Here is a 19,164-nt window from a genome sequence, read left to right as displayed (position 1 = left end):
TCACGCTTTTCCTGGAGTTGCTCTAGCGCCGCAGCGTCAGGCCGACACCGATGCGGGTGATGTCCGTCGTATCGCCTTGATCGCGGGTCGTGCGCTCGTAGCTGACGTCGCCCGTCAGCGCCAGGTAGCGGTTGATGTCGTAGGTGAGGCCGGCGCCGGTGCGCCAGGTGATTTCGTCCGATGAGCTGGCGTCCGAGGGGTAATTGCGCAGCGTCAGGCTGTTCGTCAGACGCGCCACCAGATCCGAGCGCATCTGGTGGGTGATGATGTTGGTGAGGTTGTAGTCGATCGAACCCGGGTCGCCCGGTGTCGTCGATGGGTTGAGGTCGGTCAAAACCGCAAAGAGCACATCGGTGCCACGCTGCGGCGACCAGTTGATGCGCCCATCGACCGACAGGCCGCTGAGTTCACCGAGCCGGTCATCTTCGAAATTGTAGGTCTCATAGCCGAGGCCGAGCTCGCCATAGAGCTTCTCGCCGAGATCGACCTCGACACCGCCGCGCGCGGCATAGGTCTGGTACGAGCGCTCGAAGCCGAGCGGATCCTCGCGCAGATCGTAAAGCGATTTTCCGACCGAGCCTTCTATGAACGGGATCAGTGCCGGCGACAGCTCATAACCGACGCGGGTTATGAGGATGCCCGTATTGCGATTGCGATACTTGACGGAGAGATTCGTGCCGTTCTCCAGCTCGACATCGCCATAGGTTTGGCGGTCGAAATCGATACCGACCGAACCGCGGATCAGACCGAAGTCGCGCTCGATGGCGGCGCCCAGGCGATAGCTGTTGACCGCCGACTGGGTCTTGGCGTCCGAGATCGCGTTCGGATCGTCGGCGTCTTCGCGGTAGAAACTGTATCCGGCCCGGAGTCGTGCAATCGTTTCGTCCCAGAGATCGAGCCGCAGTTCCGCGTCGACATCGGCGCGCGGTTCTTCCTCGCCTTCGCCTGAGATATTGTTCTGCAGGATGCCTCCGCCGGTGACGGTCAACTGGTGACGCGACCAGTCAGAGGTCAGGGTGCCGCGGATGCCGGTTTCGAGGTAACCGCGGTTCGTCTTGGTGTCACCGTCCTTGCGCCATTCATGGTTGATGCTCTCGCTGACGCTGGGGCGCAGGGTGAAGGTGCCAATGCGAACGCCCGGTGCGCGATCATATTCAGGACCATCGGTGCGCAGGCGCAGGCCATCGATCGTCGGCTCTCGCCGGTTAAGGCGGAGGAAATCCTCGTTCTGTGCAGGCGGAAGATCGTCACCGCTGACGGCGCCGGTGGTTTGCGGATCGGCGATTGCAGGCGTCGCGGCCGGAACGGCTGCCGGAGTGCTGCCGACGCCATAGGAGGTCGTCGGGGCGGGGGCCGTGGCCGTTTGCGCGAGCAATGGCGATGGTGCGAGCAGGGCAGTGCCAACCAATAGCAACGCCAGCGACGTCGAACGCCGCGCGTCTCCTTTGGTCGAGCGAGATGAGCCTGGCACCATATGCCGTCTGTCCACGAGCCTGATTGCAATCCTTTCGCAATCGTAAAGCGACGTGGTTAAGCAATCGTTTCCAAATGGGAAAAACGTCGTGGCATCAGCCGCTTGCCGATCAGGCGCTTTCGACTGTCAGGCTTCGACCATGGCTGGAAACGACGCGGACCCGGGTGCCGGCCGGCAGGTCCGGTCCCTCGATGATCCAGAACGTGTCGTCGAGCCGGATGCGACCGCGTCCCTCGGCGATCGGTTTCTCGAGCACCGCAGTGCGGCCAACGAGGCTTTCCGCTCTCTGGTTCAGCAAGGGTTCGTCGGTGGTCTCGGACGAGGACATTACAAAGCGGCGGCCGAGCAGGACAGCGACCACCGCGAGGACGGCGAAGAGGACGAGCTGAACCTGCCACATCCAGAAGCCGGCCTCCCAGAGCATAAGGGAGAGAATTCCGACAATGAGCGCGGCGATGCCGATCCAGATCAGGAATACGCCGGGTGCCACGAGCTCGGCTGCGAGCAGCACGAAGCCGAGAACCCACCAGCTCCAGGGGCCGAGTTCTTGAATGGCGCGTTCGATCATCGCCTACTTCCCTTGCGAAGGATCGGTGGGGAAGGCTGGTGTGCTGCGCGGTGGCGACTGGCGCGGGCGCACGGCCTGCCCCGTCTGGCCGTCACCGAAGACCTCCTTGGCGATGGCGCCGATACCGCCGAGCGAGCCGATCAGCGCGGAGGCTTCCATCGGCATCAGCACGATCTTCTGGTTGTTGGCGGTGCCGATCGAGGCGAGCGCTTCGGTATACTTCTGGGCGACGAAGTAGTTGATTGCCTGGACGTCACCGGATGCGATGGCGTCGGAGACCATCTTCGTCGCCTTCGCTTCGGCCTCGGCCAGGCGCTCGCGGGCTTCGGCGTCGCGGAAGGCAGCCTCGCGCTGACCTTCAGCCTGGAGGATCGCCGACTGCTTGGCGCCTTCGGCGCGCAGGATCTGCGCATTGCGGGCGCCTTCGGCTTCCAGCACCTGCGCGCGCTTTTCGCGCTCGGCCTTCATCTGCCTTGCCATCGCGTCGACCAGATCCTTCGGCGGTGCGATATCCTTGATCTCGACGCGGGTGATCTTGATGCCCCAGGGGCTCGCGGCTTCGTCGACGACGTGCAGCAGCCTGTCGTTGATCGTGTCGCGGTTGGACAGCAGTTCGTCGAGATCCATCGAGCCCATGACCGAGCGGATATTGGTCATCGTCAGGTTGAGGATGGCGATTTCGAGGTTCGCGACCTGATAGGCTGCCTGCGCCGCGTTCAAGATCTGGTAGAAGGCGACGGCGTCGGCCGAGACGCTGGCATTGTCCTTGGTGATGACCTCCTGGGTCGGAACGTCGAGCACCTGCTCCATCACGTTCATCTTCGCGCCGATTCGGTCGATGAAGGGAAGGATGACGTTCAGACCCGGCTCCATCGTTTTCGTGTAACGGCCGAAGCGCTCGACCGTATAGCGATAGCCTTGTGGTACAGTCTTAACCATCGCGATGATCACAATGATCATCAGAACCACCAATGCGATGACCGCATAATCCAAGCCGCCCAAGACATACCCCCTTAAATTGCAATCGCGATCTGGGGCTGAACTCTAGCGCATTCCGTTTGCCTTCGGAATCGCTTTCCGCGGATTGCGCGTAGATTCAAAATGTTAGATTGGCGCAGACGCGAGTTGACGTGGGCGGCACGGTTTCAGCCGGTGGTGGTGGTCTTACATCCGTTTCCAGCGGGTGCGGCAAGCTCTCAGAGCCAGCCGGCAAGTTCCCGGCGCACGACATGTTCGAGCACGGCCATGCCCTCGGCGCTGTCGTTGAGACAAGGAATGTGGGTAAACTTGTCGCCGCCATTGTGGTGGAAGCTCTCGGCGGCCTGCTCGGCGATCTCCTCCAGCGTTTCCAGACAGTCGGAAACGAAGCCGGGGTTGAGAACGGCAATGCGCTTGACGCCTTCCTGGGCGAGCTTCTCGACCGTCTTGTCGGTGTAGGGCTGCAGCCATTCCTCAGGCCCGAAGCGCGACTGGAAGGTGACCTGCAGCTTCTCCTTGGACCAGCCGAGCTTCTCGCGCAGCAGCCGTGCGGTCTTCTGGCACTGGCAGTAATAGGGGTCGCCCTTATCGAAGTAGCTCTTCGGGATGCCGTGGAAGGAGGTGAGCACCACTTCCGGCTCCCAGTCGAGTGTCGCCAGATGACGTTCGATCGAGGTCGCGAGCGCATCGATGTAGACGGGGTCGTCGTGATAGGGCGGAACCGTGCGCAGCGCCGGCTGCCAGCGCATCTTGAGCAGCGCTTCGAAGGCCTTGTCGTTGACGGTGGCGGTGGTCGCAGCCGCATATTGCGGATAGAGCGGGAAGACGAGAATGCGCTCACAACCGGCCTTCTGCAGAGCCTCCATGCGCGAGGCGATCGAGGGCTGACCGTAGCGCATGCCCCAGTCGACGATCACATCTGGACGATCGGCGAAGGTCTTGGCCATGAGTTCCGCCTGGTTGCGGGTGTAGGTCCGGAGATAACTTTCGTTCAAATCCTTGTTCCAGATCGTCTCATAGGCCTTGCCGACCTTGCCGGGGCGGGTGTTGAGCACGATGCCGAACAGGATCGGATACCAGAACAGCCGCGACCATTCGATCACCCGGCGGTCCGTCAGGAACTCCTTCAGGTAGCGGCGCATCGAGGTATAGTCGGTGCCGTCGGGCGTGCCGAGATTGACCAGGAGAATGCCGACCTTTCCGGATTTGACGGAAGGATGGTTGGCAGGGGCGGTCACGGCAAGCTGTTCGGTCATCTTGGTCCTCGTCGGTCCCGTTCAATCGGGACACTGCCTTCGGTTTCAAATCCTTCTAAAAAGAAAAGCCGGCGCGGGGAAGCCCGCGCCGGCTCTGAAAGTAGAGGCAAATTGTCTTACTTTGCCGGAATCTCCAGTTCCGTGCCGACATGCAGCGCGCGCGGCGCCGGTTTGCCGTTGGCTTCGGAGATCTTCTTCCACAGCGAGCCTTCGCCGTAGAACGCCTTGGCGAGGTCCCAGAGCGTGTCGCCCTTGGCGATCACGTGCTTCTGCGGACCGCTGGCTGCAGCCGTCGTAGCGCCGGCGGTGGCAGCCGGCTGCGTTGCCGTTGCATCGGCGGCTGGCTTTGCTTCGGCTGCCGGTTCTGCAGCCGTCGCACCGGCTGCCGAAGCGACTTCGGTGATGCGGCCGTCGGTATAGGGCTTGAACGGCTGATGTGCTGCCAGGTAGTCGGCAAGCACGGTCTCGAGGCCCGGACCGTAGTCATAGGCGTTTTCGCCCTTGTCCTTGAAGACGCTGTAGCCGTCGCCGCCGTTGCGCATGTAGTTGTTGGTGACCAGCGAATAGGTCTTGGCCGGATCCAGCGGAACGTAGCTCTCGCCTTCCTTCACCTCGACCGAAACGACGCGGCTGCCGACGGGCTTCGACTTGTCGAAGGAGAACTTCATGCCGGCCACCTGCGGGAAGCGACCGCCGGCTTCTTCGAGCTTGCTGAGGCCGTTTTCCAGCGCTTCGCGGATGCCGTCACCCTTGATCTGGAAGGTCGCCACCGTGTTCTGGAACGGCAGAACGGTGATGGCTTCGCCCATCGAGACGTCGCCGGCGTCGATGGAGGCGCGCAGGCCCCCGCCGTTGGTGATGGCGATCGTCACGCCCTGGCCCTTGACGCGATCAAGCATGGCGTCAGCGACGAGGCTGCCCATCTCGCATTCCTTGGCGCGGCAATTCTCACGCGAGCCGTCGATCGGCGCTTCGGTCTTGGCGATGATCTTCGAGCGCAGTTCCTCGATGGGCTTGCCGAGTTCGGCAACGCGCGCGAGCACCGCTTCATCCGGCTTGACGGACGAGTCGACCAGGATCGGATCGCCCTTGGCGGCTTTCACGACGCCCTTGTCGTCGAAGGTGACGACGAGATCGCCGAGATACTTGGTGTAGGACGCGGCCTGGACGACCGGAACCTTGTAGCCACCGGGGTTGTCGACCATCGTCGGGTAAGGACCCTCGGCTTTCGCGTCGGTGTTCGACAGCAGGCTGTGCGAATGACCGCCGACGACGATGTCGACATCAGGGATCTTGGCGATTGCCGCAAGATCGCGGGGGTAGCCGACATGGGTCAGGGCGATGATCTTGTCGACGCCCTGTTTCTTCAGTTCTTCGACGGCTGCGGTGGTGGTGGCAACATCGTCGCCGATCAGGATATCCGGACCGGGGGACGAGAGTTCCGGCGTGTCGTTGGCGACGGCGCCGACGATGCCGACCTTCTGTCCGCCAACCTCAAGCACGATCGATGGCTTGATGCGGTCGCCGATCTTCGACTTGAAGCTCGGCAGCACGTTGGCAGTGACGACCGGGAAGGTGATCTTGTCGAGGAAACCAGCCAAGCCGTCTTCGCTCTCGTCGAACTCGTGGTTGCCGACGGTCATGGCGTCGAACTTCATCAGATTGAGGAACTCGGCTTCGGCCAAGCCCTTATAGGTGGTGAAGAACAGCGAGCCCTGGAAGTTGTCGCCGGCGTTCAAGAGCAGCACGTTCCTGCCCGAAAGCTCCTGGCGTTTCTGGTCGATCAGCGCCTTCAGGCGAGCGACGCCGCCGAAGCATTCGTTCTTGCCTTCCTCTTCCGCCGAGCAGGTCGAGTCGAACTTGTTGATCGACTCGATGCGGGAATGGAGGTCGTTGATGTGCAGGATGTTCAACTCATAATCGGCGAAGGCTGCGCCCGAGGAGAGGGCAAGAATGGACGCGGTCATCAGGCCGGTCCGCATGTGTCTGATCATGATGTTCTCCTGTTTTGCCGGTTGTCAGCCGACCGTTTCCGGAGCCGTCAAAACGGAACCGTTCCCCACGGTCGGAGTGGCTTTGCCGGGCCGGATGTTTTCATCAGTTGAAGGTTACTTCAAGCGCTAAAAACCAAGCTCGCTTGTCAATTTGGAACTAGGTTAAGCTGCGGTCCTGCAACAAAAAAAGCCCCCGATCGGGGGCTTTTATATGTGCGTATTTTCTGTTTTAGCCGCGGCGTGCCAGCGAGAACTGCGCGCCGGCATCGGTGGTGCAATTGAGCTGGTTCTGGGTGACCAGGGCGCAGTTGACCTTGGACTGGGTGTTGCGCACGAGCGAGGTCATGTTGATCTCGACGAGCGTCGGGCTCATCTGGGTATAGTTGCCCGAGGCGAGCAGCTGATTGGTGTCGGTCGTGCGGGTCGAGAAGGTGCCGCCCGCAAAAGTCGAGACGATGCCGTTCGGGTCCACCCAGGAACCTTCGACGCCGGTCGCCTGGCGTGACGGCCCACCCTCATCGATGATCCGGGGCGACGATTGGCAGGATGCCAAGGCCGCGGCGGTTGCGATCAGGGTCAGAACTGCGAATGGCTTCATAGGCGATTTCCCCCGCATTGGGCCGAGCGGACTGTTTCATTCCGGCATGACCATGCCGCGATCATGAGTTGAAAGCAAGAGCGGCAGGGGGCTGCCGGCGCCTTTTCCAGCACAGATGAAAAGGCCCGGGACACGGTCGTGCCCCGGGCCGGATGACGTTTTACGTCAAAAGCTTAGCGAACAAGGATGTTCTTGAACTGCCAGGGATCCTTGGTGTCGATGTCTTCCGGGAACAGGCCCGGACGACCGTCGAGTGGGGTCCAGTCGGTGTAGTGGCCTTCAACCGGACCGAGATAGGGAAGCTGTACTTCCAGGCAGCGCTTGTAGTCCATCTCGTCGGCTTCAACGATGCCGGACTTCGGGTTTTCGATCGCCCAGACCATGCCGGCCAGAACCGCAGAGGTTACCTGCAGGCCGGTGGCATTCTGGTAGGGGGCGATGCGACGTGTCTCTTCCAGAGACAGGCGCGAACCGAACCAATAGGCATTCTTGTCGTGGCCGTAGAGCAGGACGCCCAGTTCGTCGAGGCCTTCAACGAGTTCCTTCTCGTCGAGAACGTGATGAACCGGCTGCGCATTGCCGCCGTTGCCGAACATTTCGTGCAGCGACAGGACAGCGTCGTTGGCCGGATGGTAGGCGTAGTGGCAGGTCGGGCGATACGTCACTTCGCCGTCCTTGTCGCGAACGGTGAAGAAGTCCGAGATCGAGATCGCCTCGTTGTGGGTGACGAGGAAGCCGTATTGCGGGCCAGGCGTCGGGCACCAGGTGCGCACGCGGGTGTTGGCGCCCGGCTGCTCCAGGTAGATTGCAGCCTTGCAGCCCTTCTTGTGCTTCTTGGCGTTCTTCGGCATCCAGTTTTCATGGGTGCCCCAGCCGAGTTCGGCCGGCTGCAGACCTTCGGAGATGAAGCCTTCGACCGACCAGGTGTTCCAGAATACGTCGAGCGGCTTCGGCTTCTTGGTCAGCTGGGTGTCGCGCTCGGCAATGTGCACGCCCTTGACGCCGACCTTCTTCATCAGCTTCGCCCAGCCTTCGCGGTCGTCCTGATGCGGCTCTTCAAACTTAACGCCGAGGTCGTTGGCAAGGTTCAAGAGGCCCTGCTTGACGAACCAGGAGACCATGCCCGGGTTGGCGCCGCAGGTGGAAACGGCCGTGGTGCCGCCCGGGTTCTTTTCCTTTTCCTTGCGGACGGTTTCGCGCAGCGCGTAGTTGGTGCGCTCGGAATTGTCCATTTCAGAGTCGAAGTAGAAACCGAGCCACGGCTCGACGACCGTGTCGATGTAGAGAACGTCGAGCTTGCGGCACATCTTGATCAGGTCGAGCGAGCCGGTATCGACCGACAGGTTGACGCAGAAGCCCTGGCCTTCGCCTTCGGTCAAAAGCGGCTTCAGCAGTTCCTTGTAGTTGTCCTTCGTCACATGAGCGCGAACGTGACGTACACCATGCCGTTCGAAAATCTCGTTGTCGGCGGCGTCCTCACGGGGCTCGACCACGATCAACCGGTTCTTGTCGTATTTGAAGTGGCGCTCGATCAGCGGCAGGGTGCCGCGACCGATCGAGCCGAAACCGATCATGACGATCGGACCGGTGATCTCGCCGTAAACCGGATAGGTGGTATCTGCCATTTTTGTCTTTCTCCTGAGAAAACTTTCCCTGTGACAGTGGGTGACTAAGCATGAGGAGCGGCTGGCGCCGCTGTTCTGGCTCGATGAATGTGCCGAAGCGGCCCTTGGTGCCCGGTCGGGCACGCGGCGCTGTAGAGCATAGATTCCTGTCACAATAAAGAGCCGGCGGGTCAACCGCTATTTGAGAGTGTGCTTAACCCGCGGGTACGCCAAGCAATTCGCGCTGCGCCTCCTGGATGCCGTTTGCAGCGACGAAGATCGCCTGGTCAGGCTCGATCCAGCGATCGGGATCGAGCTGGGCAAGGCCGGTGGCGAGGGGCCCTGGACGAACCGTTGTCGGCCATATGCTTCGGGCAGTTGGGCCGGTCCGAGGCGGTGATTTAACCATATCCCCATCGTTTCACGCGCGTAAACGCTTGTCACAGACACTTCGTGCTATAGCTTCGCTTGAAGCATCCGCTTCGCGCCATGATTGATATTGTCCGACCCGGAGGCGTGACAGACCGTGACCGGTAGTCATCTCAAGGCCCTTGCGGCCTTACAGAGCAAAACACCCGTACTGATCGCGCTCTACGATCAGCATGATCGATTGCGGTTTGCCAACCCGGCATTTCGCACCGCCTATCACGTCGGCCCGGACGAGAGCCCGACCTGGGCGGAGATCATGCGCCGGAACTACGCAGCCGGCCAGGGGACCGTCCTGAAGACCGACGACGTCAACGCCTGGATCGCCTCGACGGCGCACCGGCGCGGCAAGACGCCGTTTCGTGCCATGGAAACCGACCTGCATGACGGCCGCTGGCTGTGGATGACGGAGACCGTGGATTCCGACGGCTGGATGCTTTGCATCGCCGTCGATGTCACCACTATCCATGCGGGGGAGCGCGAGCTCCGGCAGGATCGCGACTTCGCGCTTCGCGCGGCCCAGGTGGACGAGCTGACGAGCGTGCCCAACCGTCGCTACACGATGGGGCGGTTGACCGAGTTCATCGCCAACTGCGCCGAGAACCCGCACATGTGGGGCTGCGTCGCGATCATCGACATCGATTACTTCAAGGCGATCAACGACCGCCACGGACACCAGCGCGGCGACGAGGTGCTGCTCGACTTCGCGCGTCAGATGCAGGAATTCGTGCGACGCTCGGATTGCTTCGGCCGGATCGGCGGCGAGGAGTTCATGCTCATCCTGCCCGATACCACCATCAGCGAAGGCAATCGCATTCTTGACCGCCTGCTCGAAAGGGTCAGAAGCTCCCGGCCGCTCGAGAACATTCCGGAATTCTTCTACACTTGCTCTGTGGGATTGGCGGAATATCGCGACGGCGATTCCGTCAGCGACCTCTATGCGCGCGCCGACCAGGCCCTCTATCTCGCCAAGCGCGACGGCCGCGATCAGGTCAGGCGTTATACGCTTCCCGGTTCAGACCAGGAGTCTCACCCGGATCAGTCCGCGTAGCGAATTGCCGACATAGAGCGTTCCGTGGCTGAGATCCGCCGGCGAAAGGCGCGCTACCCGCGCGCGTCGCTGGCAGATGAGTTCGGTGCGAAGCACGCCGGCGAGCAGGCCGCAGGCGATCGGCGGGGTCTTCAGAACGCCGCTGCCGTCGTCGAGGAAGACCGAGGTGATCGTGCCTTCGCAAACCTCGCCCTTCTCGTTGAGCAGAAGAACCTCGTCGGCCTCGTTCGCTGCAAACTCGCCGCGGGCGGTTTCATAGGTGGCTCGGCGGCTGGTCTTGTAGCGCAGTAGCGGATCGCGGGAGTTGAGACGCGTGGCGGCAATCCCGACCCGCCAGATCGTATCGTCCGACAATGGCACGAACGGCGCGGTCTTCACATCGATGCGTCCGTCGGGGAAAAGCTCGAGCCGCACGCGGCGCGCAGCCTTCTCGTCGCCGCTCTCCACAGCTGCCAGCAAGGCCGCTTCTGCGCCTTCCGCTCCAGGAATACCAAGTCGACGCGCCGATCGCTTCAGTCGCGCCAGATGCAGACGCGAACGGACGAAACCGTTTTCAGGCTCGTGTCGCAATGTTTCGATCAGCGAAAAGCCGGTCATCGCGCGATCTCGTTATCGCCGGGCGTGACCTCGTCGTCGCCGAGCGCGATCCTGTCGTCGCCCAGCGCGATCTTGTCGTCGCCGACCGCGAAGCGGGCCTTCAACAGGCATTCCTCGTACTCGGACTGGGCGTTGCTGTCGAAGACGATGCCGCCGCCGACATTGAAGACGGCCTCGCCGCTCGGGAAAAGCGATATGGTGCGGATCGCGACGCTGAAGCGCATGACCCCGTTCGGCGCGATGAAGCCGATGGCACCACAATAGGCGTCGCGTGGTCCGTCTTCCAGATCATGCAGGATTTCCATCGCCCGCATCTTCGGCGCGCCGGTGATGGAGCCGCAGGGGAAGAGGGCGGCGAAGATGTTGCTGAGGCTGATCTCGGGCAAGAGCTTGGCCCGGACATGGCTCACCATCTGGTGCACGGTCGGGTAGGTCTCGATCTCGAAGAGCTTAGGCACGCTGAGCGTGCCGACTTCGGTGATGCGCGAGATGTCGTTGCGCAGGAGATCGACGATCATGCGGTTTTCGGCCTGGGTCTTTTCGTCGGCGCGCATCGCCGCGATGATCTCGGCGTCTTCGGCCGCAGATGCGCCGCGCTTGGCCGTACCCTTCATCGGGTGCGTTTCGATCCAGCCGTCCACATCGACGCGGAAGAAGAGTTCTGGCGATCGCGACAGGAGGACCGGGCCGTCGAGGGCGACGAGCGCGCCGTACTTCACCGGCTGGCGGTCGATCAGCGACCAGAAGGCAGCGCGTGGGTCACCGGACCAGCGGGCGCGGATCGGCATCGTCAGGTTGGCCTGGTAGCAATCACCCTTTCGCAGATGCTGGTGCAGGCGATCGAAGCGCTCGCGGTAGGTGTCGAAGTCCCAGCCGGCGCGCGGCTCGGCGAGGAACGGTTCGTTCTCGGTCCGGCGTTGCGGCTCGGCGAGAGGGTGGTCTTCCGCGGGTGCATCGAAGATGCCGAACGACATCAGCGGCGTCTCGCGACCTTCCTCGGCAAACCTTGAGAGTTTCTCCTCGAAGAGGTGACCGGCCTCGTAGGCCATGAAGCCTGCGATCCACTTGCCCGCCCTGTGGGCGCGCTCGAGTTCGGCGAGGCCGCGGGTGAACTCGGCCTTCGTGCGCGCGGTGATGACGCGGGAAGGTTCAGCGAAAACCGTGGTGCGGTTCTCGCTGTCGTCCCGGAACAGCACATAGGGTGCGGTGTCGCTCATAAAGTCGTCTTGTCGATCGCGCCGTGATCCGGACCTGTGCCCGGCTCAGGCCTTATCAAGCGCCTCGAGTTCATCGATGAGCCCTTCGATCATCGACAGTCCCTGTGCCCAGAACGACGGATCGGTGGCATCAAGGCCGAAGGGGGCGAGCAGCTCGGAATGGTGTTTGGTGCCGCCGGCCTTCAGCAGCTCGAAGTACTTCTCCTGGAAGCCCTTTTCGGCGTTCTGGTAGACGGCGTAGAGCGAGTTCACCAGGCAGTCGCCGAAGGCATAGGCGTAGACGTAGAAAGGCGAGTGGATGAAGTGCGGGATATAGGCCCAGTAGGTCTCATAGCCCTCGGAAATCCGGATCGCCGGGCCGAGGCTCTCGTTCTGCACCGACAGCCACAGCTTGCCGATGTCGTCCGCCGTCAACTCGCCTTCCTTGCGGGCCGTGTGGACCTTCCGCTCGAACTCGTAGAAGGCGATCTGGCGCACGACCGTATTGATCATGTCCTCCACTTTCTGGGAAAGCATGGCCTTGCGCTCGCGCTTGTCCTTCGTCCGGTCAAGCAGCGCGCGGAAGGTCAGCATCTCGCCGAACACCGATGCGGTTTCGGCAAGCGTCAGCGGGGTCGACGCCATCAGCGCGCCCTGTCCGCCGGCGAGAACCTGATGCACGCCGTGACCGAGTTCGTGCGCAAGCGTCATCACGTCGCGCGGCTTGCCCATGTAGTTGACGAGTACGTAAGGATGCGCTGACGGAACCGTCGGATGGGCGAAGGCACCCGGTGCCTTGCCGGGGCGCACCGGCGCGTCGATCCAGCTCTCATCGAAGAAGCGGCGGGCGATCGCGGCCATTTCCGGAGCAAATGCATTATACGCTGACAGCACCGTATCCTTGGCCTCGTTCCAGGAAATCAGTGCATTCGGCGTTTCCGGCAACGGCGCGTTGCGATCCCAGAAATCCATCTCCTGCATGCCGAGCCACTTTGCCTTCATCGTGTAGTAGCGATGCGACAGGCGCGGATAGGCGGACTTGACGGCTTCGGCCAGTGCATCGACGACCTCGCGCTCGACGCGGTTGGCGAGATGCCGGCTGTCGGCGATATCCTGAAAACCACGCCAGCGGTCGGAGATTTCCTTGTCCTTGGCGAGCGTGTTGGTGATCAGCGTGAAGGTGCGGATGTTGGCCTTGAAGGTTTCGGCAAGCGCCATCGCGGCCTTCTTGCGAACCTCGGTCGCCGGATCCTGCAACAGGTTCAGGGCGACTTCCAGCGGCAGGGCTTCACCATCGACATTGAAGGTGAGGCTTGCCATCGTCTCGTCGAACAGCCGGTTGAAGGCGGCCGCACCCGTCATTGATTTTTCGAGGAACAGTTGCTCCAGCTTGTCGTCGAGCTGATAGGGCTTGTCCATGCGCAGGTCGGTCAGCCAGGGCTTGTAGTGCGCGGCAAGCGCATCATTTTCGAGCGCCTTGTCGAGGATCGCGTCATCGATCCGGTTGAGCTCGAGCGAGAAGAACAGGAGATGCGCCGACATGTCGGTGAGCTTCGACTGTACGTCGCCGTAAAGCTTGCCGTTCTCGGGCTTGGACGTGTCGGAGAAATAGGTGAGACCGGCAAAGGACGCGATACGCCCCATGACGTCTTCGAGCGCTTCGAATTCCCGGACGGCGGCGCCGATGCCGTCGTTGCCGTTCTTCGTTGCGGCCTCGGCCAGCTTGCCCTTCCACTTGGTTTCGAAGGCGATCGAACCGGTTTCGGCCTTCTTCAGGTCGTTGCGAAAGGCATCCGATGTGGAGGACGGATAGAGATCTTCGAGCCGCCAGGAGGGCAGGTCGCCGAGATCCGCGGCAGCGCCATGGGACTGGCCTGTGGCGGCTCGGACAACGGATTGCTCGGGAGCGAAGGGGCGGAAGGTCATCGTCGGATTTCTCTCGTTCGTGACAGGAAGAAGGCAAGCGATATGGGTCCCATTGCTATCGCCGGCAATGGATAAAATGCAAGCATTTCTCAAAACATGATGTTCAGCCCTTTATGGCACAGATGCCTGACGTGATTTGGCACATGAGGTTGGCCAAAAAGTACCGCGTGTCCAGAGCAGGAGGCTTCCGTGACATCACATATTCTCGTCATTGATGACGATCCGGTGCAGCGCCGGTTGCTGACGAACATGATCGAGCGTCTCGGCCATGTGGCGCATCTCGCCGACAACGGCCGCAGCGGTTTGGAGCTCCTGGAGCGCAAGGGCGGCATGATCAATGTCATCCTGCTCGACCTGTTGATGCCGGAGATGAACGGTCACGGCTTCCTTGAAGCGCTGGCTGAGCGCGGTGTCGATACGCCGGTCATCGTGCAGACCGGCCAGGGCGGTATCGAAACCGTGGTACACGCGATGCAGGCGGGTGCCTTCGACTTCCTGGTGAAGCCCGTCTCGCCTGAGCGGCTGTCGGTCGCGATCAGCAATGCGCTGAAGATGGCGAGCCGCGACGGCAAGGTCAAAACCTCGCGCCGTCCGCGCGGCGGCGCCGTCGGCTTTGAAGACATCGTTTCGGCAAGCCCGGCGATGATCCGGGTCATCGACCTTGCGCGCCGTGCCGCCCAGTCCAACATTCCGATCGTGCTCGAAGGCGAGTCCGGCGTTGGCAAGGAAATGGTGGCCCGTGCCATCCAGTCGGCGAGCGACCGGGTTGGCAAGCCCTTCGTCACCGTCAACTGTGGCGCGATCCCGCACAATCTGGTCGAGAGCATTCTCTTCGGCCACGAAAAGGGCGCCTTCACTGGTGCTACGGAAAAACACACCGGCAAGTTCGTCGATGCGGACGGCGGTACCCTGTTCCTCGACGAGATCGGCGACCTGCCGCTCGAAGTTCAGGTCAAGCTCCTGCGTGCGGTGCAGCAGGGCGAGATCGAGACGATCGGCGCACGCCATCCGCAGAAGGTCAATGTGCGGCTGATTTCGGCCACCAACAAGGACCTGATCAACGAGGTGCGCGAGGGGCGGTTCCGCGAAGACCTCTACTATCGCCTCAACGTCTTCCCGATCACCATTCCGGCGCTGCGTCGGCGCAAGGAAGACATTCCGGTCCTGGTGCGTTCCTTCGTCGAGCGCTTTGCCGCCGAGCAGCGCCTGCACACACCGCTTGCCATTTCGAGCGGTGCCCTGGCGTTACTGACAGCCTATGACTGGCCGGGCAACATCCGGCAGCTCGAAAACGCGATCTTCCGGGCCGTCGTCCTTGCCGAAGGCAACGAGCTGACGGTGAAGGATTTCCCGCAGATCGCCACCCAGATCCCGGGCTACGTCGTTTCCGACCGCTCCGGCTTCTCCTGGGGCGAAGCAGGCCCGGAACGGGAGACCGCGCCGGCGGAACAGGTGCCCAATGTCTATCCGGACTTCGCGAGTGCGGCGAAATCGATGGAAGGCGATGCCGGGCACGACCCGCGCATGGAGAACGCGATCGCCAGCGTCGACGAGGGCGGCGATGTCCGCAAGCTTGCCGAAGTGGAAGAGGAACTGATTCGTTTTGCGCTGAAATTCTACCGCGGACAGATGAGCCAGGTGGCCCGCAAGCTCGGTATCGGCCGGTCGACGCTCTACCGCAAGCTGAAGGATTATGGCATCGATCCCGAGAACCCGCTGCGGGAGGCGGCATAAAATCGACGCATTCACGATTCATTAGCCGTGCTAATCCGTCACCGCCGTTTAGACCTTGTTAGTGAACTGTTCACTATATTATAAGGGGCGGTGACGACTGTGGCATATTTGCCATGCTGTCACCTTATTTGACAGTCATCTGAGACAGCAAAGCACGGTTGTCCGTCGGACGGGGATTGAATGCCAAATTTGTTCGGTTTTAAGAAGCCGCTCGGCTCCTTAGCGAGAGTCTGCGCGGCCTTTACCCGTAAGGTGCCGCAGGTTCTGACATCCGTTGCTATTGCGGCTTCCCTCGTGACGCCAGGCTTCGCGCCTCCCGTGGAGGCCGCGGGCCAGACCCGGACACTGAAACTCTATTTCATTCATACCCAGGAAAAGGCGCAGATCACCTTCAAGCGCAATGGCCGCTACGACCCGAAGGGCCTGCAGGAGATCAACCGTTTCCTTCGCGACTGGCGTCGCAACGAACCGACAAAGATGGATCCACGCCTGCTCGACCTTGTCTGGGAAGTCTACCAGAAGAGCGGTTCGCGCGATTATATCCACGTCGTCTCGGCTTATCGTTCGCCGGCAACCAACGGCATGCTGCGTTCGCGCTCCAAGGGCGTCGCCAAGAAGAGCCAGCACATGCTCGGTAAGGCGATGGACTTCTATCTGCCCGACGTGAAGCTGAAGACGCTGCGCGAAATCGGCGTGAAGTTCCAGGTGGGTGGTGTCGGCTACTATCCGACTTCCGGCTCGCCTTTCGTCCACATGGATGTTGGTGGCGTTCGCGCCTGGCCGCGCATGAGCCGTGCCGAACTCGCGCGCCTCTTCCCCGATGGCAAGACCATGCATCTGCCGTCCGACGGAAAGCCGCTTCCCGGCTATGACCAGGCGGTCGCCGACTACAAGCGTCGCGTTGGTGCTTCGGCGATCGAAGTCGCTGGCGGCGGTGCCACTGGCCCGGGCGATACGGCAAGCGGCAAGCGTCGCGGCAACCTGTTCGCCATGCTCTTTGGCGGTGGCGGCGACGAAGATGAAGAACCGTCGGCGATCGCGGCTGGCCCGGGTGCTGACGATGAAGGCGGCGCTGCGCCCGCCAAGGTTCAGACGGCTTCCGCTCCTGCTGCCGAGGAAGCGCTGCCAGGCGTCGCCGGTTCGGTTGCTGCCGAACCGACAGCCGCTGCCACTGCGACAGCCGAACAGAACATCAATGCGCCGGTTCCGGCCGTTCGTCCTGCCTTCAAGGATGCGCCTGCCGATGGCGGTGTAGCCGTTGCGCTGGTGGCGCCGCAGAAGAACCCGGCACAGGATGCGCTTGCTGCTGCCCTGCCGCAGACCTCGGAAATGCCGAGCGAATTCGCCGATCTCGGCTCGATGAAGGTGCCGGTGCCGCAGATGCTTGACCGACGCGACATGAACACCCTTGTCGCCTCGGCCGATCCTTCCGCGGATGTGCAGGCGCTTGGTTTCGTGCCGGTTCCGGCCGTGCGGCCCGCGGGTGATGCGGCCCTTGCTGCCGTTGCCGATGCACAGGTCGTGGTTCCGTCCTTCGCGGAGCGCCCGGTCGTTGCGTCTGCAGAGCCGCCGCGTGACGTTGCCGCCGAGGCTGCGACCCGCGTGGCGCTTGCTGCGCCGACGCCGGCACAGCGCGAGCCTGTATCGCAACAGCCGATCGAAATGGCGGCCTATGCGCCGCAGTCGAACACGAACGCCCGTGCGACCGTCTTCGACAATGCCTTCGACGCGCAGGCCGAAGCACCGGCAAAGGGTGGTCGACCGAAGAAGAACGATGCCGATGCCGCAACCCGCTCGTCGGTGCGCACCGAGCCGAAGCTGACCCAGAAGATCATTTCCGAATGGGCGCTGACGACCGGTCGTGTGGCGACGCTGTCCAAGCCGGTCAAGGCACCGCGCTTCGTCAGCAAGTCGCTCCGCACTGCGCCGACCACGGTCTATGCCGCCGGCTTCTCGAGCGGCGCTGGCACCGTGGATACGGCCCGCTTCAGCGGCAACGCGGTCAACTTCATGGAAGTGAAGAAGTTCAGCACGAACTGAGTTTCGCCAAACAGCAGACACGAAAAAGCCCGCCGATCGGCGGGCTTTTTGATTCTGTGTCGCGCTTTCGAGCGTTGTCGTCCCTGGTCGCGCCGGGAGCAGTCTGCTCCCCCATCGCTGTCCGGACGAAAGCCGCCGGTCGGCAGCCTGCAGGACGTACTTATTCTTCGTCGGCTGCCGGCACCATGCCGAGCGCCTGGAGGTAGGTGTCGAGGATCGCTTCCTGTTCCATACGCTCGTCGTGGTCCTGTTTGCGGATCGAGATGACCTTGCGCAGGATCTTGGTGTCGAAGCCCATGGACTTGGCTTCGCCGTAGACGTCCTTGATGTCGTCGGCGATGGTCTTCTTTTCTTCTTCCAGGCGTTCGATCCGCTCGATGAAAGCACGAAGCTGATCGCGTGCGACGCCGTGAGCATCCGACATGGTCTTCTCCTTGTACGGGGAATTGAATTTCTTGGGTGCCGTGACGTGCCGCGAACGGCCGCCAAGGTCAAGGGTCAATGCGCAACAACGCGGTCATTTCCGTGGTAAGCGCCGGCGAAACGTCCTTATTCCTTCGGCTTGTTGATCTCGAGGGCTGCCTTCTGCTCGGCGGTTGCTTCCCTCTGGTGACGCTCGCGCCATTCCTCATAAGGCATGCCGTAGATGATCTCGCGCGATTCCTCCTTGGCGAGAGCAACGCCCGCCTGCTCGGCGGCTTCGCGGTACCAGTTGGAAAGACAATTGCGGCAGAAGCCGGCGAGGTTCATCAGATCGATGTTCTGGACATCGGAGCGTTCGCGCAGATGGGCGACGAGACGGCGAAAGGCGGCTGCCTCGAACGCGATCTGCTGATCCGGGGTCAGTTCAGTCATGGACGTTGATCCTCTTCAGTTACCCGGCCTTTCCGGGCGCAAATCCGGAAAGGCTCTCATAGGCGCCGGTGCGGGAGGCGTGGCGCTCGTAGCGATGTAGATCGGGCATGGCGTTGAGACTTGCAAGGATCGGCGCCAGCCGCTCGGCCCAGGCAGCAATACCCGCCTCGTCGGCGATCAGGTCCTGGCGCACCTCGATCAGCGCGTGAGCTATACCCGGCGCCATGCAGTGCCGGAACATGGTATCTCCGCGCAGTGCGCCGTCATAGGGTTCGTTGTTGCCGACGGCGATGTCGCCCGATGCTTCGAGCTTCGCGATCAAGGGCAGAACGGCGCGCGGATCATTGTCCCAGAGGACGGCAGCGTGCCAGGGGCGGGCGACACCCTTCCAGGCCGGTGTGTAGGAGTGGATCGAAATGACGAGCGGTGCTGCGCCATGCGCCTCGGCGCTTCGGCCGATCGTCTCGGAAACGGCGCGATGATAGGGGCGGTGGAACCGGTTCAGGCGGTTCTCCCATTCCTCTGCGCTGATCGGGTGGTTGCCGGGCACGATCGCGCCGTCGGAAATCTTCATGATCAGCGTCGGGTCGTCTTCACCGCGATTGGGATCGATCAGCAGTCGGGAGAAGCAACCGAGCACGGCCGGTGCATCGAGCATGCGCGAGAGCCGCCGCACCAGCGCTTCGACGCCGATGTCATAGGCGATATGCCGTTCGAACGCCGAGGCGGGGAGACCGAGGCTGCCGTACTCCGTCGGCAATCGGTTCATCGCGTGGTCGGCCAGCAGTACGAGCCCGGTTGCAGGCTTGGCTTCGATAATCTCATAGGGAGAATAGTGTTGCATGCCGGTCCAGTCTGTTGTCTAGC

General features: G+C 62.2%; 16 protein-coding genes and 1 pseudogene. 3 read left to right on the top strand and 14 right to left on the bottom strand.

The window, feature by feature from the left end:
* Window positions 1-22: 22 nt before the first annotated feature.
* The 8 genes from PWG15_RS15660 to PWG15_RS15625 all read right to left on the bottom strand — a co-directional run bounded on the left by PWG15_RS15660 (window position 23) and on the right by PWG15_RS15625 (window position 8,881).
* Entirely contained in the window at window positions 23-1,474 is a 1,452-nt protein-coding gene (locus PWG15_RS15660) for an outer membrane beta-barrel protein (RefSeq protein ID WP_275021370.1), read from the bottom strand.
* A gap of 109 nt (window positions 1,475-1,583) precedes the next feature.
* Window positions 1,584-2,042, bottom strand: coding sequence for an NfeD family protein (locus PWG15_RS15655; protein WP_275021368.1), 459 nt, complete (start codon window positions 2,040-2,042; stop codon window positions 1,584-1,586).
* Window positions 2,043-2,045: 3 nt separating this feature from the next.
* Window positions 2,046-3,044 carry an SPFH domain-containing protein gene (locus PWG15_RS15650; RefSeq protein WP_275021366.1) on the bottom strand — a complete coding sequence of 333 codons (999 nt, stop codon included), beginning with the start codon at window positions 3,042-3,044 and terminating at the stop codon, window positions 2,046-2,048.
* A 194-nt stretch (window positions 3,045-3,238) separates the two neighbouring features.
* Complete coding sequence (gene hemH / locus PWG15_RS15645) at window positions 3,239-4,276, bottom strand: ferrochelatase (protein ID WP_275021365.1); 1,038 nt, start codon at window positions 4,274-4,276, stop codon at window positions 3,239-3,241.
* Window positions 4,277-4,392: 116 nt separating this feature from the next.
* Entirely contained in the window at window positions 4,393-6,270 is a 1,878-nt protein-coding gene (locus tag PWG15_RS15640) for a 5'-nucleotidase C-terminal domain-containing protein (protein WP_275021363.1), read from the bottom strand.
* 229 nt (window positions 6,271-6,499) lie between these two features.
* Window positions 6,500-6,868 (bottom strand): outer membrane lipoprotein Omp10, encoded by a 369-nt coding sequence (gene omp10 / locus PWG15_RS15635; RefSeq protein ID WP_275021361.1) that lies wholly within the window; start codon window positions 6,866-6,868, stop codon window positions 6,500-6,502.
* Between the two features lie 173 nt (window positions 6,869-7,041).
* Window positions 7,042-8,493, bottom strand: coding sequence for a homospermidine synthase (locus tag PWG15_RS15630; protein WP_275021359.1), 1,452 nt, complete (start codon window positions 8,491-8,493; stop codon window positions 7,042-7,044).
* 193 nt (window positions 8,494-8,686) lie between these two features.
* Window positions 8,687-8,881: a hypothetical protein gene (locus tag PWG15_RS15625; protein WP_275021358.1), complete on the bottom strand. Its 195-nt coding sequence runs from the start codon at window positions 8,879-8,881 to the stop codon at window positions 8,687-8,689.
* Window positions 8,882-8,998: 117 nt separating this feature from the next.
* Between PWG15_RS15625 and PWG15_RS15620 the strand changes: the two genes are divergently transcribed.
* Window positions 8,999-9,949, top strand: coding sequence for a GGDEF domain-containing protein (locus PWG15_RS15620; RefSeq protein ID WP_275021356.1), 951 nt, complete (start codon window positions 8,999-9,001; stop codon window positions 9,947-9,949).
* Here PWG15_RS15620 and PWG15_RS15615 read toward each other — a convergent pair.
* From PWG15_RS15615 to PWG15_RS15605, 3 genes and pseudogenes are all read right to left on the bottom strand, one after another.
* Entirely contained in the window at window positions 9,914-10,546 is a 633-nt protein-coding gene (locus tag PWG15_RS15615; protein WP_275021354.1) for an aminotransferase class IV family protein, read from the bottom strand. The two genes, PWG15_RS15620 and PWG15_RS15615, sit on opposite strands and share 36 nt — an antisense overlap.
* A 65-nt stretch (window positions 10,547-10,611) precedes the next feature.
* A pseudogene (locus tag PWG15_RS15610) lies at window positions 10,612-11,763 on the bottom strand (aminodeoxychorismate synthase component I); the annotation flags it as partial.
* A gap of 45 nt (window positions 11,764-11,808) precedes the next feature.
* Window positions 11,809-13,668, bottom strand: a complete 1,860-nt coding sequence (locus PWG15_RS15605; RefSeq protein ID WP_275021352.1) for a M3 family oligoendopeptidase — start codon at window positions 13,666-13,668, stop codon at window positions 11,809-11,811.
* 189 nt (window positions 13,669-13,857) lie between these two features.
* On the opposite strand from PWG15_RS15605, the gene PWG15_RS15600 reads away from it, so the two are divergent.
* Together PWG15_RS15600 and PWG15_RS15595 are read left to right on the top strand one after the other, a co-directional pair.
* A complete protein-coding gene (locus tag PWG15_RS15600; RefSeq protein ID WP_275021350.1) occupies window positions 13,858-15,402 on the top strand; it encodes a sigma-54-dependent transcriptional regulator in 1,545 nt (514 codons plus the stop codon).
* Window positions 15,403-15,582: 180 nt separating this feature from the next.
* The gene (locus PWG15_RS15595; protein WP_275021349.1) at window positions 15,583-17,442 is read left to right on the top strand and encodes a peptidoglycan L,D-endopeptidase MepK; all 1,860 of its coding nucleotides are present in this window, start codon (window positions 15,583-15,585) and stop codon (window positions 17,440-17,442) included.
* 160 nt (window positions 17,443-17,602) lie between these two features.
* Here the strand turns inward: PWG15_RS15595 and PWG15_RS15590 are convergent, their stop codons facing one another.
* The 3 genes from PWG15_RS15590 to PWG15_RS15580 form a co-directional block, all read right to left on the bottom strand.
* Window positions 17,603-17,866 carry a DUF2312 domain-containing protein gene (locus tag PWG15_RS15590; RefSeq protein WP_065778663.1) on the bottom strand — a complete coding sequence of 88 codons (264 nt, stop codon included), beginning with the start codon at window positions 17,864-17,866 and terminating at the stop codon, window positions 17,603-17,605.
* Between the two features lie 125 nt (window positions 17,867-17,991).
* Complete coding sequence (locus PWG15_RS15585) at window positions 17,992-18,297, bottom strand: DUF1244 domain-containing protein (RefSeq protein ID WP_275021346.1); 306 nt, start codon at window positions 18,295-18,297, stop codon at window positions 17,992-17,994.
* 19 nt (window positions 18,298-18,316) lie between these two features.
* Complete coding sequence (locus tag PWG15_RS15580) at window positions 18,317-19,141, bottom strand: N-formylglutamate amidohydrolase (protein ID WP_275021344.1); 825 nt, start codon at window positions 19,139-19,141, stop codon at window positions 18,317-18,319.
* Window positions 19,142-19,164 lie beyond the last annotated feature (23 nt).

Source organism: Ensifer adhaerens (genome assembly GCF_028993555.1).
GTDB classification, from domain to species: domain Bacteria; phylum Pseudomonadota; class Alphaproteobacteria; order Rhizobiales; family Rhizobiaceae; genus Ensifer; species Ensifer adhaerens_I.
Note: the sequence above shows the minus strand (reverse complement) of the source record. Positions and strands in the feature narration are given on the sequence as shown.

Excerpts from the sequence above, each read along its gene's own strand:
- PWG15_RS15660 (WP_275021370.1), bottom strand. The coding sequence starts at position 1,474 with ATGGTGCCAGGCTCATCTCGCTCGACCAAAGGAGACGCGCGGCGTTCG.
- PWG15_RS15655 (WP_275021368.1), bottom strand. The coding sequence starts at position 2,042 with ATGATCGAACGCGCCATTCAAGAACTCGGCCCCTGGAGCTGGTGGGTT.
- hemH (WP_275021365.1), bottom strand. The coding sequence starts at position 4,276 with ATGACCGAACAGCTTGCCGTGACCGCCCCTGCCAACCATCCTTCCGTC.
- PWG15_RS15640 (WP_275021363.1), bottom strand. The coding sequence starts at position 6,270 with ATGATCAGACACATGCGGACCGGCCTGATGACCGCGTCCATTCTTGCC.
- omp10 (WP_275021361.1), bottom strand. The coding sequence starts at position 6,868 with ATGAAGCCATTCGCAGTTCTGACCCTGATCGCAACCGCCGCGGCCTTG.
- PWG15_RS15630 (WP_275021359.1), bottom strand. The coding sequence starts at position 8,493 with ATGGCAGATACCACCTATCCGGTTTACGGCGAGATCACCGGTCCGATC.
- PWG15_RS15625 (WP_275021358.1), bottom strand. The coding sequence starts at position 8,881 with ATGGTTAAATCACCGCCTCGGACCGGCCCAACTGCCCGAAGCATATGG.
- PWG15_RS15615 (WP_275021354.1), bottom strand. The coding sequence starts at position 10,546 with ATGACCGGCTTTTCGCTGATCGAAACATTGCGACACGAGCCTGAAAAC.
- PWG15_RS15605 (WP_275021352.1), bottom strand. The coding sequence starts at position 13,668 with ATGACCTTCCGCCCCTTCGCTCCCGAGCAATCCGTTGTCCGAGCCGCC.
- PWG15_RS15595 (WP_275021349.1), top strand. The coding sequence starts at position 15,583 with ATGCCAAATTTGTTCGGTTTTAAGAAGCCGCTCGGCTCCTTAGCGAGA.
- PWG15_RS15590 (WP_065778663.1), bottom strand. The coding sequence starts at position 17,866 with ATGTCGGATGCTCACGGCGTCGCACGCGATCAGCTTCGTGCTTTCATC.
- PWG15_RS15585 (WP_275021346.1), bottom strand. The coding sequence starts at position 18,297 with ATGACTGAACTGACCCCGGATCAGCAGATCGCGTTCGAGGCAGCCGCC.
- PWG15_RS15580 (WP_275021344.1), bottom strand. The coding sequence starts at position 19,141 with ATGCAACACTATTCTCCCTATGAGATTATCGAAGCCAAGCCTGCAACC.